Raw genomic sequence first — 18,541 nt, 5'->3', positions numbered from 1 at the left:
GAATGCGTGCCGGGAGGAACAAGGCACGGCAGCCCTGCGTCAAGCAGCGACCCCGAGGCTGTCGAGGGAGGAATAACAACGTGCCGGCGACATTGTATCGATTCATTATCGCGGATGATCATCCCCTGTTTCGAGGCGCATTGCGCCAAACGCTTGAGACACAGTATCCGGATGCCGTCATTGAAGAGGCCGGGGCGCTGGAGGATGTGACCGGGCGTCTGGAACAGGATGGGGACGTTGACCTGATTCTTCTGGACCTGACGATGCCCGGCATGCGTGGTTTTTCCGGCCTGATGTATCTGCGGGCGCAATTTTCCGGTGTGCCGGTGGTCGTTGTCTCTGCCAACGAGGATCCGCAAGCCATTCGCCGCGCGGTCGAGTTCGGCGCCTCCGGCTTCATTCCCAAATCACACGGCATCGAAGTGATCCGTCAGGCGATCTCCGAAGTCATGTCGGGAAACATGTGGACCCCTCCGGACGTCGATTTGTCGGCGGACGACGGCAGCAGCGACCTGGTCCAGAGACTTGCCACGCTGACCCCGCAACAGGTCCGTGTCCTCATGATGCTGTCGGAAGGCCTCCTGAACAAGCAGATCGCCTATGAGCTTTCCGTTTCGGAAGCGACCGTCAAGGCACATGTGTCTGCCATCCTCCAGAAACTGGGGGTCGAGAGCCGGACGCAGGCGGTCATTGCCGCCTCGAAGATAGAAGCCGGACAGTGGCAACTGGGCGGCGAAGCCGCAGAGGCCGCCGGCGCGCAGTAGCGCCCTTCAGTCCGCCGGTACCCGGAGGACGCCAGGGCGTATCGGGGCGGTCGCGCGCGTCTCCCCGGTCCCCGTTTGCCTGCCGTCTCCAGACGAATTTCCCGATTGTGCGGATTTCCGGCCACCGCTTTTACCGGAATTTCAGGGAATGCATGTATCCATTGGCCTCACGGGGCTGAGCCCCGCACTGTGCGGAACGCGGATGCGGAGACAAAATGCGGCTCAGCGCCAACTGGAACCTGATCTTTCGGACGGTCTGTCTGGCTCTTGTGAAGCCGGGTCAGCCGTTCAAGTCGGAACACGGCTACAGACGTGGGGACACCGGTGGAACGCCGGGGTCGAACCCGGACCGTGCATTCCTGCTTGCGTTCGGTCATCCGGTTGTCGAACAGCATCTGGCGCGCCGTGTGCGTGCCGCGCAGATTTCCAGCATCGCGCGCCTGACGCCTTTCACCATACTGGCCAACGTGGTCAACACCTTTGTCATCGCGGTGACATTCCAGAATTTTCTCCCGTTTTCCTATCTCGCCACCTGGATTGCGGCCATTGCCGCCTTGCTCGGCTACACCCTGCTGAAATGGGTCAGGGCCAAGAGATCACCGGTCCAGCTCGCCTCCCGCCGGTCCCTGAACAAGGCCGTGCAACACGCGACGGTCTTCAGTCTGCTCTGGGCCGTGGTACCGATCACGGCTTTCGCCACCGGGGATCCCGACGGCATCTGGATCGCGGCCTGTGTCAGCACCGGCATGCTGTGCGGCGGCGGCTTCGCGCTTGCCACCGTTCCCCAGGCCGCTTTCCGCTGGGTCGTCATTCTCTACGTGTCCTCGCTTGTCTCGCTCGTCATCGGGCAAAGCCATGCCCTGTGGCCGCTATTCCTGCTCCTGACCAGCTACACGCTGGTGGTTCTCGGCAGTGTCGCGTCGAGTGGCTGGCTGTTCGCGTCCCACTTTCTGGCCGAAGCCGAACTGGAACAGCGTGGAGAGCTGATCGCGCTGCTTCTCAACGAGTTCGAGGAAAAGGCCAGCGACTGGATCTGGGAGACCGACAGCGGAGGATTTTTCCGGTCCGTATCCGACCGGTTCGTGCACGCAAGCGGTCAGAAACGCCCCGCGCTCGAGATCATGCGCATGGTGGATCTGGCGTATTCGCTGGACGAACCGGACGCCCGCTCGGCCGTGGCCGGACTTGAAGAGGTGATGTCGTCCCGGCGGGCTTTCCGCGACATCGTCATCGGTGTCGAGGTCGCCGGCGAGGAACGCTGGTGGTCGCTGGCGGCCCGTCCGGTTCACGACGATCACGGCTCGTTCACCGGTTACCGCGGCGTGGCTTCCGACATCACGGAAGCCCGCAGGGCAAGCGCATTGGTGTCCCACCTTGCGGAGCACGATTCCCTGACCGGGATCGGCAATCGAAGCTGGTTCCTGAAGCAGGCGGAAACGCTTATGGCGCAGCAGAGCCAGTTCGCGGAGAACGCGCTGACCCTGTTCCTGATCGATCTGGACAATTTCAAGGTTGTGAACGACACCAGCGGCCATCCGGCGGGCGACGAGTTGCTGCGCCAGGTCGCGGCCCGGTTCACGTCTCTCAGTGAAGGCGGCACCATCCTTGCCCGTTTCGGCGGCGACGAGTTCGCCGCGCTCGGCCAGTTCGTGAGCGACGAGGCCGCGCTCGCCTTCGCGGAGGAACTCGTCAACGTGGCGCGCAAGCCCTTCCGGATCGGCCGCAGGGACTTTGCTATCGGCGCGACCGTGGGGTTCACCTGCTTTCGCGACCGCGGGGACACGGTCGATGACCTGATGCGCAAGTCGGACATTGCGCTCTACAAGGCCAAGGAAAGCGGCCGTGGCCGCGCTCTTGCGTTTGAAAACGAGATGGAACGGGAGGTGCGCGAGCGCCGCGAGCTCGAAGCGGATCTACGTGAGGCGTTCGAATACGAAAAGCTCAACGTCGAGTTCCAGCCCATCGTGGATGCGCGCTCCGGCAAGGTCGTCTCCAGTGAAGTACTGTTGCGCTGGCTGCATCCCACACGAGGCGATGTTGCGCCGGACACCTTCATTCCGATTGCCGAACATGCCGGTCTCATTCTCCCGCTCGGCGCCTGGGTCTTGAAAAAAGCCTGCGCCGCAGCGGCCCAGTGCCCGGAACTGGAAAGCGTCGCGGTCAACCTGTCTCCGGTTCAGTTCATGGATCCGAACCTGGTCGAGCACGTGATGACCGTGCTCCGGGAAACCGGCTTTCCGCCGGAACGCCTGGTGCTGGAGATCACCGAATCCGTGTTCCTGCGCGATTTCGGGTCGGCGGCCTGCAAACTCCAGAAGCTGCGCGATCAGGGCATCCGCATCGCGCTGGACGATTTCGGCACGGGCTATTCGTCACTATCCTATCTGCGGCAGTACAAGTTCGACAAGATCAAGATCGACAAGTCGTTCGTCGACGAGATCGGCGAGCGCAGCGATGGCCTTGCGATCATTTCCGCGATCATCGCCCTGGCTCATAATCTCGGTCTGGAAGTCACGGCCGAGGGTGTGGAACGCCAGTTTCAGGTGGACGCGCTGCGCACGCTCGGCTGCGACACCCTGCAGGGCTACTATTTCGGCCGGCCGGCTTCCAACCCGGTCCAGATCGCGCAAATCCGCAAGGAAGACTGGGAGGACAGGTCCCCCAGCACGGCCCCCAAGGACCCGGGAAACATGCAGTCTGCTTCCTGATCCGTGCGCCCGGTTGCCCGCGGCAGCGGTCGGGGCTTGCGGCTATTCTGCGGCCTGGCCTGCCTGACAGCGCGCGAGATGCGCGCGCAACGCCGCCGGTTTGAGCGGCTTGTTGAAGAAAGCGATATCTTTCTCGCCCGCCTCGGTGCGCACCGCCCGGCTGCGGTCCGCGGTGATCAGGATCGCCGGGATGTCCTTGCCGAATTTCCAGCGCAATTTCACGATCGCCTCGATGCCGGTGCCGTTGTCCAGGTGATAGTCGGCGAGAATGACGTCCGGTGACAATCCCGCCCTGTTCAGTTCGATGGCGGCCTCGGCCTCGTCGGGCGCTGTCACGACCCTGCAATTCCAGTTCAACAACAGGTGGCGCATGCCGCTCAGGATGTCCGGCTCGTTGTCGATGGCGACCACACACAGACCGTCCAGTTGTCCCACTGCGGTGGCAACCTGGTGGATCGGGGCGATGACCGGAATGGACAGGGACCGCGGCAGTTCGACCGAGAAGCAAGAGCCCTTGTCGGTCTCCGAGCGCAGCGCGACGGGATGGTTGAGCACATGGCTGATGCGTTCGACGATGGACAGGCCGAGACCGAGGCCCTTGGCAACGCGCATTCCGTCGTCAAGCCGGTGGAATTCCTGAAAAATGGCCTTCTGCTTGCTTTGCGGAATTCCCATGCCCGTGTCGTGGATCTCGACGACAACACGGTTGCCGCGCCGGCGGCATCCCACAAGGACGCGGCCCTGCTGGGTGTATTTCAGGGCATTCGACACCAGGTTCTGAAGCAGGCGCCGCAACAGGCGCCGGTCCGTGCGCACGGACAGGGAGGTCGGCACGATCCTGAGTTCCAGATCCATTTCCTCCGCGACCGGCTGGAAGTCCAGCGCCAGTCCACTCAACAGTTCATCGAGACGGAAAACGGTCGGTTCCGGTTTGAGGGCCCCCGTATCCAGCCGTGAAATGTCCAGAACGGCGCCCAGGATGTCCTCCACCGATTCAAGCGCCAGCTCGACGTTTCTCACAAGCGCGCCTTCTTCCCCTTCGGAGAGCTTGTCGACAAGGACCGATGCATAGAGACGGGCGGCGTTGAGCGGCTGGAGAATGTCGTGTCCGGCCGCGGCCAGGAAACGCGTCTTGCCGATATTGGCATCCTCCGCCTCCCGCGTTGCCACCACCAGTCTTTCATTTACATGGGTGAGCTCTTCCGTTCTCTCCCGCACCCGGCGCTCCAGGGTCTCGTTGGCCCGTGCCAGGGCTTCCTCGGCCAGAACCCGTTCGGTGATGTCGGTATAGGTGGTCACGATACCGCCGTCGGGCATCGGGCTGACCCGGACTTCGAAAACCGTGCCGCTCAGTTCCAGTTTTTCCTGGAAGGTCTCCTGAATGAGCACCAGCTTTTCGATCCGGTTGGCGATGATCGTCTCCACGGGCCCCGGGCCGTGTTCGCCGCGCTCCACATTGTAGCGCAGGATGGTATCGAGGGTGGTGCCGACCTGGCCGAATTCCGCGGGCAGACCCAGCATCTCCCGGAACTGGCGATTCCAGCAGATCAGCCCGAGATCGCGGTCGAAAACGCCGATGCCCTGGCGGACCTGATCGAGGGCGGTCTGCAGCAGGTCGCGATTGTACTGGATGGCGATCGACGCGTCGTCGAGCAGCTTGACCGCCCCCTTGGTGGACGGGTCGTGCCGCTTGAGCATCAGCGTCAGCACCAGGCGGGAGGAGGCCGCACCGATCGCGCTGGCCAGAAGCTGTTCGGAAAACCGGAGCAGGTTGGCGTCCGCCAGCATCTTCGGGTTCAGCTTCTTGCCGCGCTCGCTGGCGAACCTGCGGAAGGACCGCTCGGTGCGTTCTTCTCCAAGATAGCGCGCAACGGTCGCCTGCAGGTCTCCGGCGGTCACCGATGTGCGCCAGTAGCGCAAGCTCGGGGAGGGGGCGAACTCGTTCGGAACGAAGACGTTGGCCTGAAGCGTTTCCGCGGGCAGCGGCTTTCTCAGGAAGGACGCACCGACGAACAGGCAGATATTGACGCCGAGGCTCCAGAGCGTGCCGTGAATGAAGGGGTCGATGTCGATGCCGAGCAGGGCCTGGGGCTTCAGGAAGCCGATGCCGAACGGGCCGGTGTCGAGGAAACCGTCGAAGATCAGTCCCGTCTTGGCGAAGGTCGGCAGCAGCAGCGTATAGGCCCAGAGCACGAAGCCGCCGCTGAGACCCGCAATTGCTCCAGGTGACGTGGCACGACGCCAGAACAGGGCGCCGAAAAAGGAGGGCGCGAACTGTGCGATCGCGGCGAAGGACAGCAGACCGATCGACACCAGCGCGGCGGTGTTGCCGGCTGCCTTGTAATAGGCATAGGCGAGCAGCAGGATGCCGAAAATCGCCAGCCGCCGGATGGTGAGCAGGCGGTTGCTCATGTCCTCGCCGGTCGCGTTGACGATCTCGTCCTCGCTGTGCCGCCGGAGCAGAAGCGGCACCACGATGTCGTTGGAAATCATGATGGCAAGAGCGACCGTGGCCACGATCACCATGGCGGTGGCCGCCGACAGGCCGCCGATGAACGCGAACAGGGCCAGCCAGCCCTGGCCGGCGTCGATGGGCAGGGCCAGGACGAATGTGTCCGGATTGATGTCCTGGCCGAAACGCAGCAGGCCGGCTGCGGCGATCGGGATCACGAAGAGATTGATCAGGATCAGATAGACGGGGAACATCCAGGTGGCCCGCCGCAACTCCGCGTCGGAATTGTTTTCCGTCACCGTGACATGGAACTGGCGCGGCAGCATGAGCACCGCGAACGCGGACAGGCAGGACATGACCAGCCAGTTGCCCATGTCGAGCGGCCTTTCGAAGACCTGTGCCACCTCGGGCGCTTCCGTGATCGCCCGGAAAAGGTCGAACGGGCCGTCGAACAGGAAGTAGGTCACCCAGATGCCGACCGCCAGGAAGGCCAGCAGCTTGACGACCGCCTCCGCGGCGATCGCCAGCATGAGGCCTTCCTGATGCTCTGTCGCGTCGATGTGCCGTGTGCCAAACGCCCAGCTGAAGATGGCCATGCCGAGTGCGATCAGCAGGGTGATGTCGTCGAACACGGGTGTGAAGACATCGCCCGGCAACGTCATCGGACCGATCATCGTGGTGATCGACAGGGACACCGCCTTGAGCTGAAGCGCGATATAGGGCACCACGCCGATGACAGCGATCAGGGTGGCCAGCGCGGCAACGGACTGGCTCTTGCCGTAGCGGGCACCGATGAAGTCGGCGATCGAGGTGATGCTTTCCGTCTTCGAGATACGGATGATCCGCTGCAGCAGCGGATAGCCGAGCGCGAAGACCAGCAGCGGGCCGATGTAGATGGTCAGAAATTCGATGCCGGTCCGGCTGGCGTTGCCGACGGAGCCGAAAAAGGTCCAGGACGTGCAATACACGGACAGCGACAGCGCATAGATGAACGGACGCCCGCCGGATCGCAGCGACTTCCGCCGTGTCATGCGGTCGCCATAGCTTGCGATCGCGAACAAGCACAGGATGTAGGCCGTAGCGGCCAGTATCACGAGCCATCCATGCAGCATGGTCTGGGTTACCGTCCTCCCGTCCGGTTAGGCGGCTTGGCGCGCCTTTGTCCGGCTTGATCGGACCACAGCTAAGTCGTTCTGTCTATTCGTCTTGCGAACGAGACCATTCTGCCGAATGTAGCATGCCGGCGGCCGGGCGGAAATCGATCACAACTGGTGAAGTGAGGTTCAATTCCTTTCATGAAACATTCGCGGACAAACCCGTTAAGATGGCCGAAGCACCGAGGAAAGGGATCCGCACTTTGTCCAGTCTGATCGACCGGTTGAGCCCGCAGGCGCGCAATGCGCCGGAAAGCGGTATCGTGGAAATATTCAATGCGGGGTGGGGCCGGGACGACCTGATTCCTCTCTGGGCGGGAGAAGGAGACCTGCCGACCCCGGACTTCATCGTCGAAGCCGCCAAGGCGTCGCTCGACAGGGGCGAGACTTTCTACACCTACCAGCGCGGCATTCCGCCTCTGCGCGAGGCCCTGGCAGTCTATCATGAAGGTCTCTACGGCAAGCCGTTCTCGCCGGAACGGTTCCTGGTGACGGGGTCCGGCATGCAGGCGATCCAGCTGGCCGTCCAGGCGGTCTGCAGCAGCGGCGGCGAAATGATCGTGCCGACACCGGCCTGGCCCAACATCACCGCCGCCATCGAAATCCACGGCGCTCGTGCCGTGTCCGTGCCCATGCGCGAAACAGAAGACGGATGGCAGCTCGACCTGGAAGACGTGGAAGCGGCGATCACGCCCCGGACCAGGGCGCTCTTTCTGAATTCGCCCTGCAATCCGACGGGATGGGTTGCCGACAAGGCTCTGCTGACGGCGTTTCTCGATCTGGCCCGCAGGCACGGGCTCTGGATCGTGGCCGATGAGATATACGCCTTGTTCCACTATGGTGAAGGCGACCGGGCTCCGTCCTTCTATGACATTGCCGACGAAGACGACCAGATCGTCTTCGTCAATTCCATGTCCAAGAACTGGGCGATGACCGGATGGCGCGTGGGCTGGATTTCCGCGCCCGCCGCGCTCGGCCAGGTGTTTGAAAACCTGATCCAGTACTCGACCTCTGGCGTGCCGTCCTTCTCGCAGTGGGGCGCGGTTGCCGCGCTGACCTCGGGCGAGACATTCCTGAAAGACCAAGTGGCGCGTGCGCGGGGCGGCCGGGACTGCGTGGTCAACGGCTTACGCGCAATCGACCGCGTCAGGGTGCTGCCGCCGCAAGGCGCCTTCTACCTGTTCTTCTCGGTTGACGGGGTGAGTGACACGCGCCGGTTCGCACTGGATCTCGTCAACCAGACCGGCGTCGGCCTGGCGCCCGGAACAGCGTTCGGAGCTGGAGGAGAACAGTATCTGAGGCTTTGTTTCGCTCGGAACCATGCCCATCTCGAAGAAGCCATGCGTCGAATTAACGCTTGGTTACCAGAGATTTAGAGCCGCAATGGGTTGCTGGTGTAAGGGAAAACCCTTAAAACCCTGAATGGACGCAATTTCCATTTGGGCACCGGCATGACACGTGACGGCAGTTTTGATCAGGGCGAAGACACGGCCGCGGTGACGGAAGCACGGCTCGCGAGCGTTTTCGACACGGCCGCCGACGGCATGATCGTCATCAACGACCGGGCTCAGGTTCTGGCATTCAACAAGGCGAGTGAACGTCTTTTCGGATACGAGGCATGGGAACTTCTCGGCCGAAACGTCAGCCGGATCATGCCGCAGAAATACGCCAGTGCGCACGATGAATACCTGCGGAACTATCTCGACACGGGCAAGAAGCAGATCATCGGCATCGGCCGTGAGGTTCAAGCCCGACACAAGGACGGAACCGTGTTTCCGATCGAGCTTTCGGTCGGCGAAGCGGCCACGCCCGGCGGGCGGCAGTTCATCGGCATTCTCAGGGATCTGCGGTCGCGCAAGCAGATCGAGGACCGGCTGGCCAGGACGCAGGCCCAGCTCGTGCACATGACGCGGATCAGCGCCCTTGATGAAATGGGCGCGGCGATTGCCCACGAACTCAATCAGCCCTTGACTGCGGTCCTGCTCTACCTTCAAACGGTCTCGCGCAAGGCGAAGGCGGAAGAGTCGCTGGAACCGCTGATTCTGGAAGTGATCGACAAGGCTGTCCGCGAGGCCGAGCGGGCCGGCGAGATCATTCAGCGCATGCGCCAGCTCGTGGAGAAAAAAGCGCCGGCACGTGAGGCCATCGAAGTTGAGGACCTGGTCCGGACCTGCATTGAAATGGCCGAACTCGGCAGCGTTGAAGGCGGCACCTTCATACATGCGGAAGTCGAGGCCGATCTGCCGCCCCTGAAGGCGGATCCCATTCAGATCCGCCAGATCCTGATCAACCTGCTGCGCAACGCGCGCGAGGCGGTTGCCGGCCGGGCGGACCCTCAGGTCGCCCTGTCTGTCTGCCGCGGTGACAGCGGGATGGAGTTCCGGGTCACGGACAACGGCCCGGGAGTTCCCGAGGAACTGGTCGAAGGCCTGTTCCGTGCCTTTATCGGTGCCAAACACAAGGGCGTCGGTCTGGGATTGGCGATTTCCCGTTCGATAGCGCAGAACCACGGTGGTGATCTGCGGCTTGAGAGAATACCGGAAAAGACGGGGGCTTCCTTCCTCCTCACGCTGCCGCTCGACCTGCCCGAAACCGCTGCGGGCGATGAGCCGGTGAACGCCATGATTGATGACAAGCTGGGGAAACCAAGTAAATGAAAGCTGACGCAGAGGCCATTTACATCGTCGACGATGACCCTGCGGTGCGCGACGCGCTGTCGGTGCTGTTCAGTCTGGAAGGGTACATTGTCGAAACCTTCTCTGACGGAGACGAGTTCGTGAATTCGGCTCTCAAGGCGGTGCCTGCCTGTGTCATGCTGGACGTGCATATGCCGGGCCGGTCCGGAATCGAGATTCTCAAAGCCCTGAACGCGGATGATTATCCCGCGCCGATCTTCATCATATCGGGTCAGGGCGATATCCCCATGGCCGTGGAGGCCATTCGCAACGGGGCGTTCGATTTCATCGAAAAGCCGTTTTCCGCCGAGACGGTTCTGGAACGGGTGAAAGAGAGCATCTCCGTTGTCCGGCAGAGGCATGACAACAGTTCGAAACCGTCTTTCCAGGGCGCGGACCTGTTGACCCGCCGCGAACTGGAGGTCCTGAAGGAAATAACCGACGGGGCCTCCAACAAGGAAGCAGGCAGGACGCTGGGAATCAGCCCGCGAACCGTCGAGGTGCATCGGGCGCGTATCATGGAAAAACTCGGCGCCCGCAACGCCGCCGACCTGGTGCGTATCGTGCTCGGTCATCCAACGGCCGGATAGAGGGCAGGGACCTGAAGGCGGAGGCTTGCAGCGGCGGTGTATTTCACGGCCCTCGTATTTCTGCGTACATCTTTCCATGTAGTTTTCGCGTATGTCTGCCCGAGGTGCGACAATTTAGTCAGGCCTTGAGGATCTGTTCCCGTGATCGTGCATATAGTCGAAGACGATGAAGCGGTTGCCGATGCGCTGGCGATAGCGCTGGAAGATCTTGACCGGCGTGCCGTAACCTACAGGGATGGCGAGACTTTTCTCGCTCAGGCCGCCCCCTTGGCGGATGACTGGGTGATCGTCGATATCGGCCTGCCGGGCAAGAGCGGAGCCGAAATTGTCCAGGAACTGATGACCCTGACCGATCCGCCGAGCGTTGTTGCCATATCGGGCAAATCCAGGGCGGGCCTGATGGCCCAGCTTCAGAAATTTCCGGACCTGACGGTTCTGCGCAAGCCACTTTCGCTTCAGATGCTGACGGCCGCTTTCGCCTGAAACGCGTCACGGCCGCAATGCCGTCCGCGCGCGGAGCAGGGTCGCTGGCCCGCGCATTTCTTCACGGACAAGATGCTCCTCCAGACCGGAGCTTCGAACCGGATGCCGGCAGCTCCCGGGCCGGGAAACCGTGCGGCAGATTACCTCATATGTAGTTCCTCTTACGCAGTCGACCGAATTTTATCGGCTCTTGTCGATGGATAGAGTTCGAACTGCAAGCTGCAGTGCGCCGGACGGGGCGCCTGTGAGCAGGCAAGGTTTCCCGGCCGGGACGAGCGGCGGGGGAACGCGTTGCGGCCCCGCCGCAAGCAAACGCCGTGCAGATCGCACGTAGGAGGGAACTATGGCATATATCGACGCGGGTACCGCGGGACAGGACACGGGTGCAAGGCATCAGGGAGTGCCGATGCGCGCGCCCGAAAAGACGTCCTTCTCGGAATTCGGCGGCAAGGCTGCCCACTACCTCACGCACGCCGTAATCTATTATGAGGGCGATCCGGCCAGGCGGCTCTACGAGTTGGTCAAAGGCTCCGTGATGCTCTACAAGCTCCTGCCGGACGGGCGCCGCCAGGTCGTGGAGGTTCTGCGTCCCGGAGACATTTTCGGTCTTGCGGGTGGCGAGGAGAACGACTGCACGGCTGAAACGCTGACGGATGCCGAGGTGCAGGAAATCGACCTCAGGAAGGTCGAGCGTTCCGACGAATTGCAGCGCAGGCTCACCCGATGCCTGACCAAACAGATGCGCGTCCTGCACGAGCATGCCGTCCTTCTCGGCCGCAAGTCCGCCGTGGAACGGGTTGCCAGTTTTTTCATGTACCTGGTTCCGGACCGGGGCGGTCCCGATTGTATCGGTGCGCGCAATGCGCTGGATGACGGATTTGATCTGAAGCTGAACATGACGCGTCAGGAAATTGCCGATTATCTGGGGCTGACCATCGAGACCGTCAGCCGCGTGGTGTCGGATCTGAAACGCAAGGGTGTCATTCGTGTCGAGAAAGCCGACAGGATCCACCTCAACAAGGTCTGCGGTCTCTGCCAGATGACCGGCATGCATTGACCGGTCGCCGGGACCGCAAACACTCTTTTTGAATTATCCTGAGGCCGCGGATCCCGCGGCCTCTCTTTATTCATGCTTGTAGCGCCGATCATACCGCCGCCGAGTGTCGTGCCTTGCTGCCGGGCAGATAGGCGTCGAAGGCCGCAGCCGCCAGGCGGACGAACGGCCGGCCGGCCTCTGTAACCTCGATCCTCGCATTGTCGTTGGCGCCGATCTCGACTCGGACCAGACCGTCCGCTGCGAGGTCTTTCAGGGTCGCGAGGGCATCGGCGAGATGACCGGTGGACAGGCCGTGGGATGTGCACAGCGGTTTGAGATCGCAGGCGTAACTGGTCATGAGTTCTTCGATGATCCGTGCGCGCAGCCGGTCATCCGTGCTGAGTGCAAGACCCTTGGCGACCGGCAGACAGCCGGCTTCCACGCTGCGGCGCCAATTGCCGACGTCCGGCTGGTTCTGGACGTATCCGGAGGACAATCTTCCGATCGAGGAGACGCCGAGGCCGATCAGCTGATCGCCCTGATCCGTCGTATAGCCCTGGAAATTGCGTTTCAGGGACCCGTCCGCCAATGCGATCGCCATGCTGTCGTCCGGCCGGGCGAAGTGATCGAGCCCGACGGCGACATATCCCGCTCTTGTGAGCTCCGCGCGGGCAAGGTCGGCAAGTTCGAGCCGTTCCGCAGCCGAAGGCAGGGCGCTTTCATCGATCAGACGCTGGTGTTTGCGCATCCATGGAACATGCGCATAACCGAACAGGGCGATTCGGCCGGGGGCCAGGGACAGCGTTTTTTCAATCGTGTCCAGGATGGTCGCCGATGTCTGACCCGGCAGGCCGTACATCAGGTCGAAGTTCAACCGGGTCACGCCGGCCCGTCTCAGAAACTCCGACGCCTGCCGCACGGTCTCATACGGCTGCACCCGTCCGATAGCCTTCTGGACCCCGAGGTCGAAGTCCTGCACGCCGAGGCTTGCCCGGTTGACCCCGATCAGGGCGAGTGTCTCGGCCAGTTCGGCGCTGACCAGGCGCGGGTCAAGCTCGATGGCATGTTCCAGATCCCGGGCCAGGTTGAAACGGACCCGCAGCAGCCCCGCCAGCTCGATCAGGCCCTGCAAGGGCAGAAGGCTTGGCGTGCCGCCGCCCCAGTGAATGTGCCTGACCGGTCCGGAGTGTTTCAGGTGCTCGCCGACGAGGCCGATTTCCTGGCCCAGGGTCGCAGAATACGCCTTGAGCGGTGCTTCCTGGCGCGTGGCCTTGGTGTGGCAGCCGCAATAGTGGCAGAGTTCTCGGCAATAGGGCACATGCAGGTAGAGCGACAACGTTTCGTCGGGAGAAACCCCGTCGAGCCAGCCGGCATAGGTGGCCGCCGTCACTCCGTCATGGAAATGCGGCGCCGTGGGATAGCTGGTGTAGCGCGGCACGGAGCGCATGGCATGGGAGAGTGGATCCTTCATCATCCTGCCATGTAACCGGCCGCCGGCAGCCGCCGCCTTGATTTTGCTCAAGCCGGCACGGGCAAACCGGATCTGTTGATCAATGCAATCAATCTATGGCACCCGGGAACCGCTGCGCTATAGCCCGGACGGTTTGTTGATGATATCCGGTGATCCATGATGCTTTCTCCCATGCAATCAGGCGCGGCCCGCCTGGGCATGACCCTGCTGGTCGCTGCCTGCGGAGGCGGGATCTTTCACCTTCTGGGTCTGCCCGCCGCCCCGCTGTCAGGTGCCATGGTGTTCGTGGCCGTGACGACACTGGCCGGTGCACCGACACTTTTGCCCGACCGGCTGCGCGATGCGCTGTTCATCGCGATCGGCATCTCCATGGGCGCGGGCGTGCAGCCTGACCTGATCGAGCGGGCAGGGGACTGGCCGGTGTCCATGGCGTTGCTGGTGGTGGTGGTGATCTGTGTGACGCTCGCGGGCTACGCCGTGCTTCATCTGGGTGCGAAGTGGTCGAAGGAAACCGCTTATTTCGGCGCAATTCCGGGGGCTCTGTCCTATGTGATCGCGCTGGCGAGCGAACGTGGCGCGGATCTGCCGCGCATCGCTTCGAGCCAGTCGTTGCGCCTGTTCGTGCTGGTCGCGATCCTGCCGTTCGCCGTGATGTCCTGGAGCGAGGTCGGCGCCGGCGCCGCCCAGAGCGTGGCGGCGTCCAGCCCGCTGGAGATCCTCGTCGGCGTGGCGCTCTGTCTTGCCGCAAGCTGGCTTGCGGTCCGGGTGCGGGTGCCGGGCGGCTGGATGACCGGCGCCTTCTTCATGAGCGCGGCCCTCAACGCCACCGGCATACTGACCCTGGCCCTGCCGCAATTTGTGCTGGTGCTCTGTTTCGTCATGTTAGGTGCCATGATCGGCACGCGTTTCGCCAGCATGACCTTTCGCCAGTTCGTCAGCGTGCTCGGCGCGTCTCTGGTGGCCTTTTGCGCGGCATTCCTGACTTCGATTGCCGGGGCGCTGCTGGTGTCGGCCCTGGTGGACATACCCTTCGGCCAGGCCCTGCTGGCCTATGCGCCGGGCGGTCTCGAAGTCATGACGCTGCTGGCCTTCATGCTCGATCTGGACCCGGCCTTTGTCGCCGCGCACCAGATCGCCCGGTTCACCGGCATGGTCCTGCTGCTGCCTTTCGTGACCGGTCTGGTGCTGGGCCGGCCTCCGGAAAGCGGCGCGGGCAAGGGGCCTCAGCCCAGAACGTAGTGAAGCGTGTCGAACGTCTGCCGCCAGGCGGCGACCCGTCCGGCCATGGCATCGGGATCATTGGACCGCAGCGCCTCCGCGATCAGTTTCGCCAGTTCGGGCATGTCCGCCGGTGTCATGCCCCAGCGGACCAGTTCGGGCGTTCCGAACCGGAGACCGTTCATGTCTCCGCCGACCGGTGCGATCGGCAGGCCGATGCCGCAAGCCAGGAAACCCGCCTGGCGCAGCTTCCGCGACGCGGCTTGTCCGCCGCCAAAGGCCGCCGCCTCCAGTGCGAACTGGTGCGAGGCGGTGATGCCCTTCGCAGTGGCAAAGACCGGCAGGCCGTCGGCCGCCAGCGCATCGGCGAGTGCGGCGGCCGTTGCCGCCATCTCGGCCGCATAGGCCTGTCCGTATTCTCTCCAGTCCAGAAGCGTGATTGCGAGCGCCGCGGATTTCGCAACATCGAAATTGGCGGTCAGGCCGGGAAAGGCGATCGCGTCCAGCTTCTTGCAGAGATCCCGGTCGTTGGTGACGACAAGGCCGCCTGCCGGTCCGCCCAGGCTCTTGTAGGTGCTCATGGTCATCATATGCGCGCCTTCGGCAAGCGGGTCGTCGAAGAGGCCGCCGGCGATCATGCCGCACTGATGAGCGGCATCGAACAGCACGAAGGCGCCGACCTCGTCTGCGATCGCCCGGATTTCCCTGACAGGATGCGGAAAGAGGTTGAGGCTCATGCCGATGGTGATCAGTTTCGGGCGAACCTTCAGCGCCAACGTGCGCAAGCCTTCGAGATCGACGGTGTAGCCGTCCGCATCGACAGGCGCCTCGTGAATGTCCAGGCCGTAGAGGCCGGCGCAGCCTGGCGCATGATGGGTCACATGCCCGCCGACGGAGGCGGGCGGGGCGATGATAGCATCGCCGGGCTTCGTGGTTGCCATGAAGGCGTAGAGATTGGCCAGAGCTCCCGAGGCGACCCGGATTTCGGCATGGTCCGAATTGAAGATTTCACAGGCGAGACCGGCGGCGATCACCTCGATTTCCTCGATGGCTTCCAGGCCCATCTCGTATTTGTCGCCCGGGTAACCGAGCGAGGGGCGGGACCCGAGGCCGCTGGCCAGCAAAGCCTCGGCGCGCGGGTTCATCACATTGGTCGCCGGATTGAGATTGAAACAGTCCCGCTCGTGGATCTGCCTGTTTTCAGATGCGAGCGCTTCGAGACGGGCGGCAAGATCCGCGGTCGTCATGGCCTCCGTTCGCCCGGTGATGTCGTCGATGCGGGCAGTGGCCGCCGCAGGCAGCCAGGGACGTGATTTCGTTGCGCTCATGCTCAAATCTCCGGGGAGTTTATATGTGACCTGCCGGCAGTGTCGTATTCCGCTTGCCGGCGCGCAAATCAGATTTTAGAAATTTAAGGGCTAGAAAAAATAAGGCTCAAGAATGCCCGTCTCACCCCCGGTTCCCGGACTGCCCTCCCTGAACGCCTTGCGCGCCTTCGAGGCGTCGGCACGCCTGGGCGGTTTCGCCCAGGCGGCGGAAGAATTGCAGGTGACACCGGGCGCGGTGGCCGCCCAGATCAAGGGGCTTGAGGGCGCGGTCGGCGCGGCGCTTTTCGAACGTCACCCCCGGGGTGTCCGGCTGACACCGCTCGGCCAAAGAGCGTTGCCGGGATTGGTCGCCGCCTTCGACAGCCTGGGGCAGGCGGTCGTGGATCTGAGGCGCGACGCGGCCCCCGGAAAGGTGCATATCGCGGCCCTGCCGGCTTTAGCCGAATTGTGGCTTGCGCCAAGGCTTCCGGCGATCCGGGAAAGACTGCCTGTCGTCGACATATCGATCACGGCAATGGAGGCGCCCCCGAACCTCAAGCGCGTTCCCTTCGATCTCTGCCTGTTTTACGCCGAACCGGACGCGGCGGGCAAAACGCCTGTCTCGGGAGACGAACTGCTCCCGGTCTGCACTCCCCGCATCGCGGCAACTCTGGATACGCCGCAGGACCTGAGAAATGCTGTGTGCCTGACCGACACCTCCTGGGCGGACGACTGGCGGTACTGGGCCGAAGAAGTCCTGCCCGGCGCGGGGTTCGTTCCGAGGGGACCGGTTTTTTCTCTCTATTCCCTGGCGGTTCAGGAAGCACTCAACGGAGCCGGGGTGCTGATGGCGCACAGGTCCCTGGTCGCAGCGCATCTTGCATCCGGAGCGCTGGTCGCACCGTTTCCCAATTCGGTCCCGTACCAGAGGACGATTTCGCTCTGGAGCCTCCCCGGGAGACATCAGAGCGAAACAGTCGAAAGAGTGTCCTCGGAGTTGCGGGCGCTGAGCTGTTCCGGAACCTGAGGCCCGGATTTCGAGACCAGGAACCAGAAGCCCGCAACCAGAAGCCCGGTGCCTGCATGCAGACCGGGCTGCGCGGGTCGGGGTCTCAGGTCAGCCTAAAAATACGTCCTCTGCCACGTCTCCAGCGGTTTTCTCCGCCTTGCGCGGCAGCACTGCGATCCGCCGCTAAGCCGCCAGGCTGAAGGTGCAAGGCAAACTATTGACATTCATCCTTGCAGTCATGACGTGTAGTGCCGACGAGTGTTGACCATGACCCATCTGATGATCGCGCCTGGAAGGCCTTCGGCCTGCGTTGCGCGTGTTCCGGATCGGGAGAATACCGCAGGAATTGATTGTCGCTTGCGGGCGGTCTTGAGGGCGTATCGTCGCGATTTGAGGTCAGTTTGGGATCGGCCGGGCTTCGTCCGAGCGTTTGGAGAGATGGATCATGAAACGCGGAACAGCCGTATGGACGTCAGGCCTTGTCATCACGGTTGCCATCGGACTGACCTATCTGTTCATGACCGGCGAGCGTGGTCTCTCAAGATCATCACAGCCGGTGCGGCCTCTCGACATCATCCGCCTGAATGAAGAAAAAGCCGAAAGTTTGGGCTGGCGTTATGACGAGCTCGATGCCATTTTGAACCATGCCGCGAAGCTGAGCACCGACAGTTTCATCATCGTTACGAACGATGAAGTGGTCGCCGCATTCGGCGATCTTGCAGAACCATACGCCACACACTCGATGCGCAAGTCATTCCTCAGCGCCCTCTTTGGCCGGCACGTTGGCTCGGGCCCGGGGCAGATCAGTCTGGACGCCACGCTGAAAGAGCTTGGTATCGATGATACTCCGGCGCCGCTGACGCCCAAGCAGAGGCGCGTGACGGTTCGGCACCTGCTCAAGAGCGTGTCGGGTGTCAATCATCCCGCCGCGGCCTCGGGCGGGTTGCAAGCCGACATCGATAAAAGGCTGGGCCACGTTGAGAACGAACCCGGCACCATATGGGCCTACAGCAACTGGGACTACAACGCCTTGACGACCATCTTCGAGGAGCGCACCGGCATGGGAATCGCGCAGGCCTTCGAAGACGGCATTGCCGGACCGACAGGGATGGAGGACTTCGACATTGCAGCGGTGTCCTATGTTGTCGATGCCGACGTGTCGATGCACAAGGCCGCGGCGTTTCGCATGTCAGCCCGGGACCTGGTCAGGTTCGGCCAGCTTTACCTCAACAATGGCCGTTCAGTCGATCGGCAGGTTCTGCCGGCAAGCTGGATCGACCGCACGGCAAACGAATTCACGGAAACGGGAATGAACGGCCTGAGATGGGGACACGGGTATCTGTGGTGGGTTCCCGGCCCGGGCACAGGCTTGCCGGAAGGAACGTTCTGGGCGTGGGGTCTTGGAAATCAGGCTCTCTTCGTTGTGCCCGCATGGGATACGGTCATCGTCCACCAGTCCGACACGACCGAGCTTCTGAAACGTTTCCTGCCGCTGATCGAAAACGACGGGATGGAGGGAGAAGCCGCGATTTTGCAGCTTGTTCTTTCATGCCGCGAACCTGAGAACCGCAGCAGCACGTTTTGCGTCGAGCATCGCTTTGTGTCCCGGCCGGAGTTCGACAAGTTGATGTCCCTTGTTGCAAAAGCACGCCTCTAGAGCGCGCTTCCTCCTGA

Annotated in this window: 13 protein-coding genes; 10 read left to right on the top strand and 3 right to left on the bottom strand. The window is 62.7% G+C overall.

The genetic code is table 11. The features are described 5' to 3' along the window. Positions 1–80: 80 nt before the first annotated feature. Positions 81–764, top strand: a complete 684-nt coding sequence (locus tag AC0VX3_RS21380; RefSeq protein WP_475522210.1) for a response regulator — start codon at positions 81–83, stop codon at positions 762–764. Positions 765–979: 215 nt separating this feature from the next. Then, the gene (locus AC0VX3_RS21375) at positions 980–3,472 is read left to right on the top strand and encodes a putative bifunctional diguanylate cyclase/phosphodiesterase (RefSeq protein WP_475522209.1); all 2,493 of its coding nucleotides are present in this window, start codon (positions 980–982) and stop codon (positions 3,470–3,472) included. 42 nt (positions 3,473–3,514) lie between these two features. Here AC0VX3_RS21375 and AC0VX3_RS21370 read toward each other — a convergent pair whose 3' ends face one another. Then, positions 3,515–7,036, bottom strand: a complete 3,522-nt coding sequence (locus AC0VX3_RS21370; protein ID WP_475522208.1) for a PAS domain-containing hybrid sensor histidine kinase/response regulator — start codon at positions 7,034–7,036, stop codon at positions 3,515–3,517. Between the two features lie 212 nt (positions 7,037–7,248). On the opposite strand from AC0VX3_RS21370, the gene AC0VX3_RS21365 reads away from it, so the two are divergent. The 5 genes from AC0VX3_RS21365 to AC0VX3_RS21345 all read left to right on the top strand — a co-directional run bounded on the left by AC0VX3_RS21365 (position 7,249) and on the right by AC0VX3_RS21345 (position 11,883). Beyond that, a complete protein-coding gene (locus AC0VX3_RS21365) occupies positions 7,249–8,454 on the top strand; it encodes a pyridoxal phosphate-dependent aminotransferase (RefSeq protein WP_475522207.1) in 1,206 nt (401 codons plus the stop codon). A gap of 75 nt (positions 8,455–8,529) precedes the next feature. Then, positions 8,530–9,735, top strand: coding sequence for a two-component system sensor histidine kinase NtrB (locus AC0VX3_RS21360; protein WP_475522206.1), 1,206 nt, complete (start codon positions 8,530–8,532; stop codon positions 9,733–9,735). Continuing rightward, a complete protein-coding gene (locus tag AC0VX3_RS21355) occupies positions 9,732–10,343 on the top strand; it encodes a response regulator transcription factor (RefSeq protein WP_475522205.1) in 612 nt (203 codons plus the stop codon). The genes AC0VX3_RS21360 and AC0VX3_RS21355 overlap by 4 nt, the downstream gene beginning before the upstream one ends. A 141-nt stretch (positions 10,344–10,484) precedes the next feature. Continuing rightward, complete coding sequence (locus AC0VX3_RS21350) at positions 10,485–10,826, top strand: response regulator (RefSeq protein WP_475522204.1); 342 nt, start codon at positions 10,485–10,487, stop codon at positions 10,824–10,826. Between the two features lie 343 nt (positions 10,827–11,169). Beyond that, a complete protein-coding gene (locus AC0VX3_RS21345) occupies positions 11,170–11,883 on the top strand; it encodes a Crp/Fnr family transcriptional regulator (protein ID WP_348054407.1) in 714 nt (237 codons plus the stop codon). Between the two features lie 88 nt (positions 11,884–11,971). Here the strand turns inward: AC0VX3_RS21345 and hemN are convergent, their stop codons facing one another. After that, entirely contained in the window at positions 11,972–13,336 is a 1,365-nt protein-coding gene (hemN, locus tag AC0VX3_RS21340; protein ID WP_475522203.1) for an oxygen-independent coproporphyrinogen III oxidase, read from the bottom strand. 168 nt (positions 13,337–13,504) lie between these two features. On the opposite strand from hemN, the gene AC0VX3_RS21335 reads away from it, so the two are divergent. Further along, positions 13,505–14,572 carry an AbrB family transcriptional regulator gene (locus AC0VX3_RS21335; protein WP_475522202.1) on the top strand — a complete coding sequence of 356 codons (1,068 nt, stop codon included), beginning with the start codon at positions 13,505–13,507 and terminating at the stop codon, positions 14,570–14,572. On the opposite strand, the gene AC0VX3_RS21330 is transcribed toward AC0VX3_RS21335, so the two are convergent. Next, entirely contained in the window at positions 14,557–15,879 is a 1,323-nt protein-coding gene (locus AC0VX3_RS21330) for an aminotransferase class I/II-fold pyridoxal phosphate-dependent enzyme (RefSeq protein ID WP_475522201.1), read from the bottom strand. The two genes, AC0VX3_RS21335 and AC0VX3_RS21330, sit on opposite strands and share 16 nt — an antisense overlap. 112 nt (positions 15,880–15,991) lie before the next feature. On the opposite strand from AC0VX3_RS21330, the gene AC0VX3_RS21325 reads away from it, so the two are divergent. Next, on the top strand, positions 15,992–16,885 hold the full coding sequence (locus AC0VX3_RS21325) for a LysR substrate-binding domain-containing protein (protein ID WP_475522200.1): 894 nt from the start codon (positions 15,992–15,994) through the stop codon (positions 16,883–16,885). A gap of 499 nt (positions 16,886–17,384) precedes the next feature. Continuing rightward, a complete protein-coding gene (locus AC0VX3_RS21320) occupies positions 17,385–18,524 on the top strand; it encodes a serine hydrolase domain-containing protein (protein ID WP_475522199.1) in 1,140 nt (379 codons plus the stop codon). The last annotated feature ends 17 nt before the right edge of the window (positions 18,525–18,541 follow it).

It is taken from the genome of Roseibium sp. QJM3NY_11, from assembly GCF_056173175.1.
This window is presented reverse-complemented; position numbering and strand designations above follow the sequence as displayed.

Bases quoted from the DNA above. Each gene is read 5' to 3' on its own strand.
- AC0VX3_RS21360 (WP_475522206.1), top strand. From the start codon at position 8,530: ATGACACGTGACGGCAGTTTTGATCAGGGCGAAGACACGGCCGCGGTG.
- AC0VX3_RS21345 (WP_348054407.1), top strand. From the start codon at position 11,170: ATGGCATATATCGACGCGGGTACCGCGGGACAGGACACGGGTGCAAGG.
- AC0VX3_RS21365 (WP_475522207.1), top strand. From the start codon at position 7,249: ATGGCCGAAGCACCGAGGAAAGGGATCCGCACTTTGTCCAGTCTGATC.
- AC0VX3_RS21335 (WP_475522202.1), top strand. From the start codon at position 13,505: ATGCAATCAGGCGCGGCCCGCCTGGGCATGACCCTGCTGGTCGCTGCC.
- AC0VX3_RS21325 (WP_475522200.1), top strand. From the start codon at position 15,992: ATGCCCGTCTCACCCCCGGTTCCCGGACTGCCCTCCCTGAACGCCTTG.
- AC0VX3_RS21375 (WP_475522209.1), top strand. From the start codon at position 980: ATGCGGCTCAGCGCCAACTGGAACCTGATCTTTCGGACGGTCTGTCTG.
- AC0VX3_RS21320 (WP_475522199.1), top strand. From the start codon at position 17,385: ATGACCGGCGAGCGTGGTCTCTCAAGATCATCACAGCCGGTGCGGCCT.
- AC0VX3_RS21355 (WP_475522205.1), top strand. From the start codon at position 9,732: ATGAAAGCTGACGCAGAGGCCATTTACATCGTCGACGATGACCCTGCG.
- AC0VX3_RS21370 (WP_475522208.1), bottom strand. From the start codon at position 7,036: ATGCTGCATGGATGGCTCGTGATACTGGCCGCTACGGCCTACATCCTG.
- AC0VX3_RS21330 (WP_475522201.1), bottom strand. From the start codon at position 15,879: ATGAGCGCAACGAAATCACGTCCCTGGCTGCCTGCGGCGGCCACTGCC.
- hemN (WP_475522203.1), bottom strand. From the start codon at position 13,336: ATGATGAAGGATCCACTCTCCCATGCCATGCGCTCCGTGCCGCGCTAC.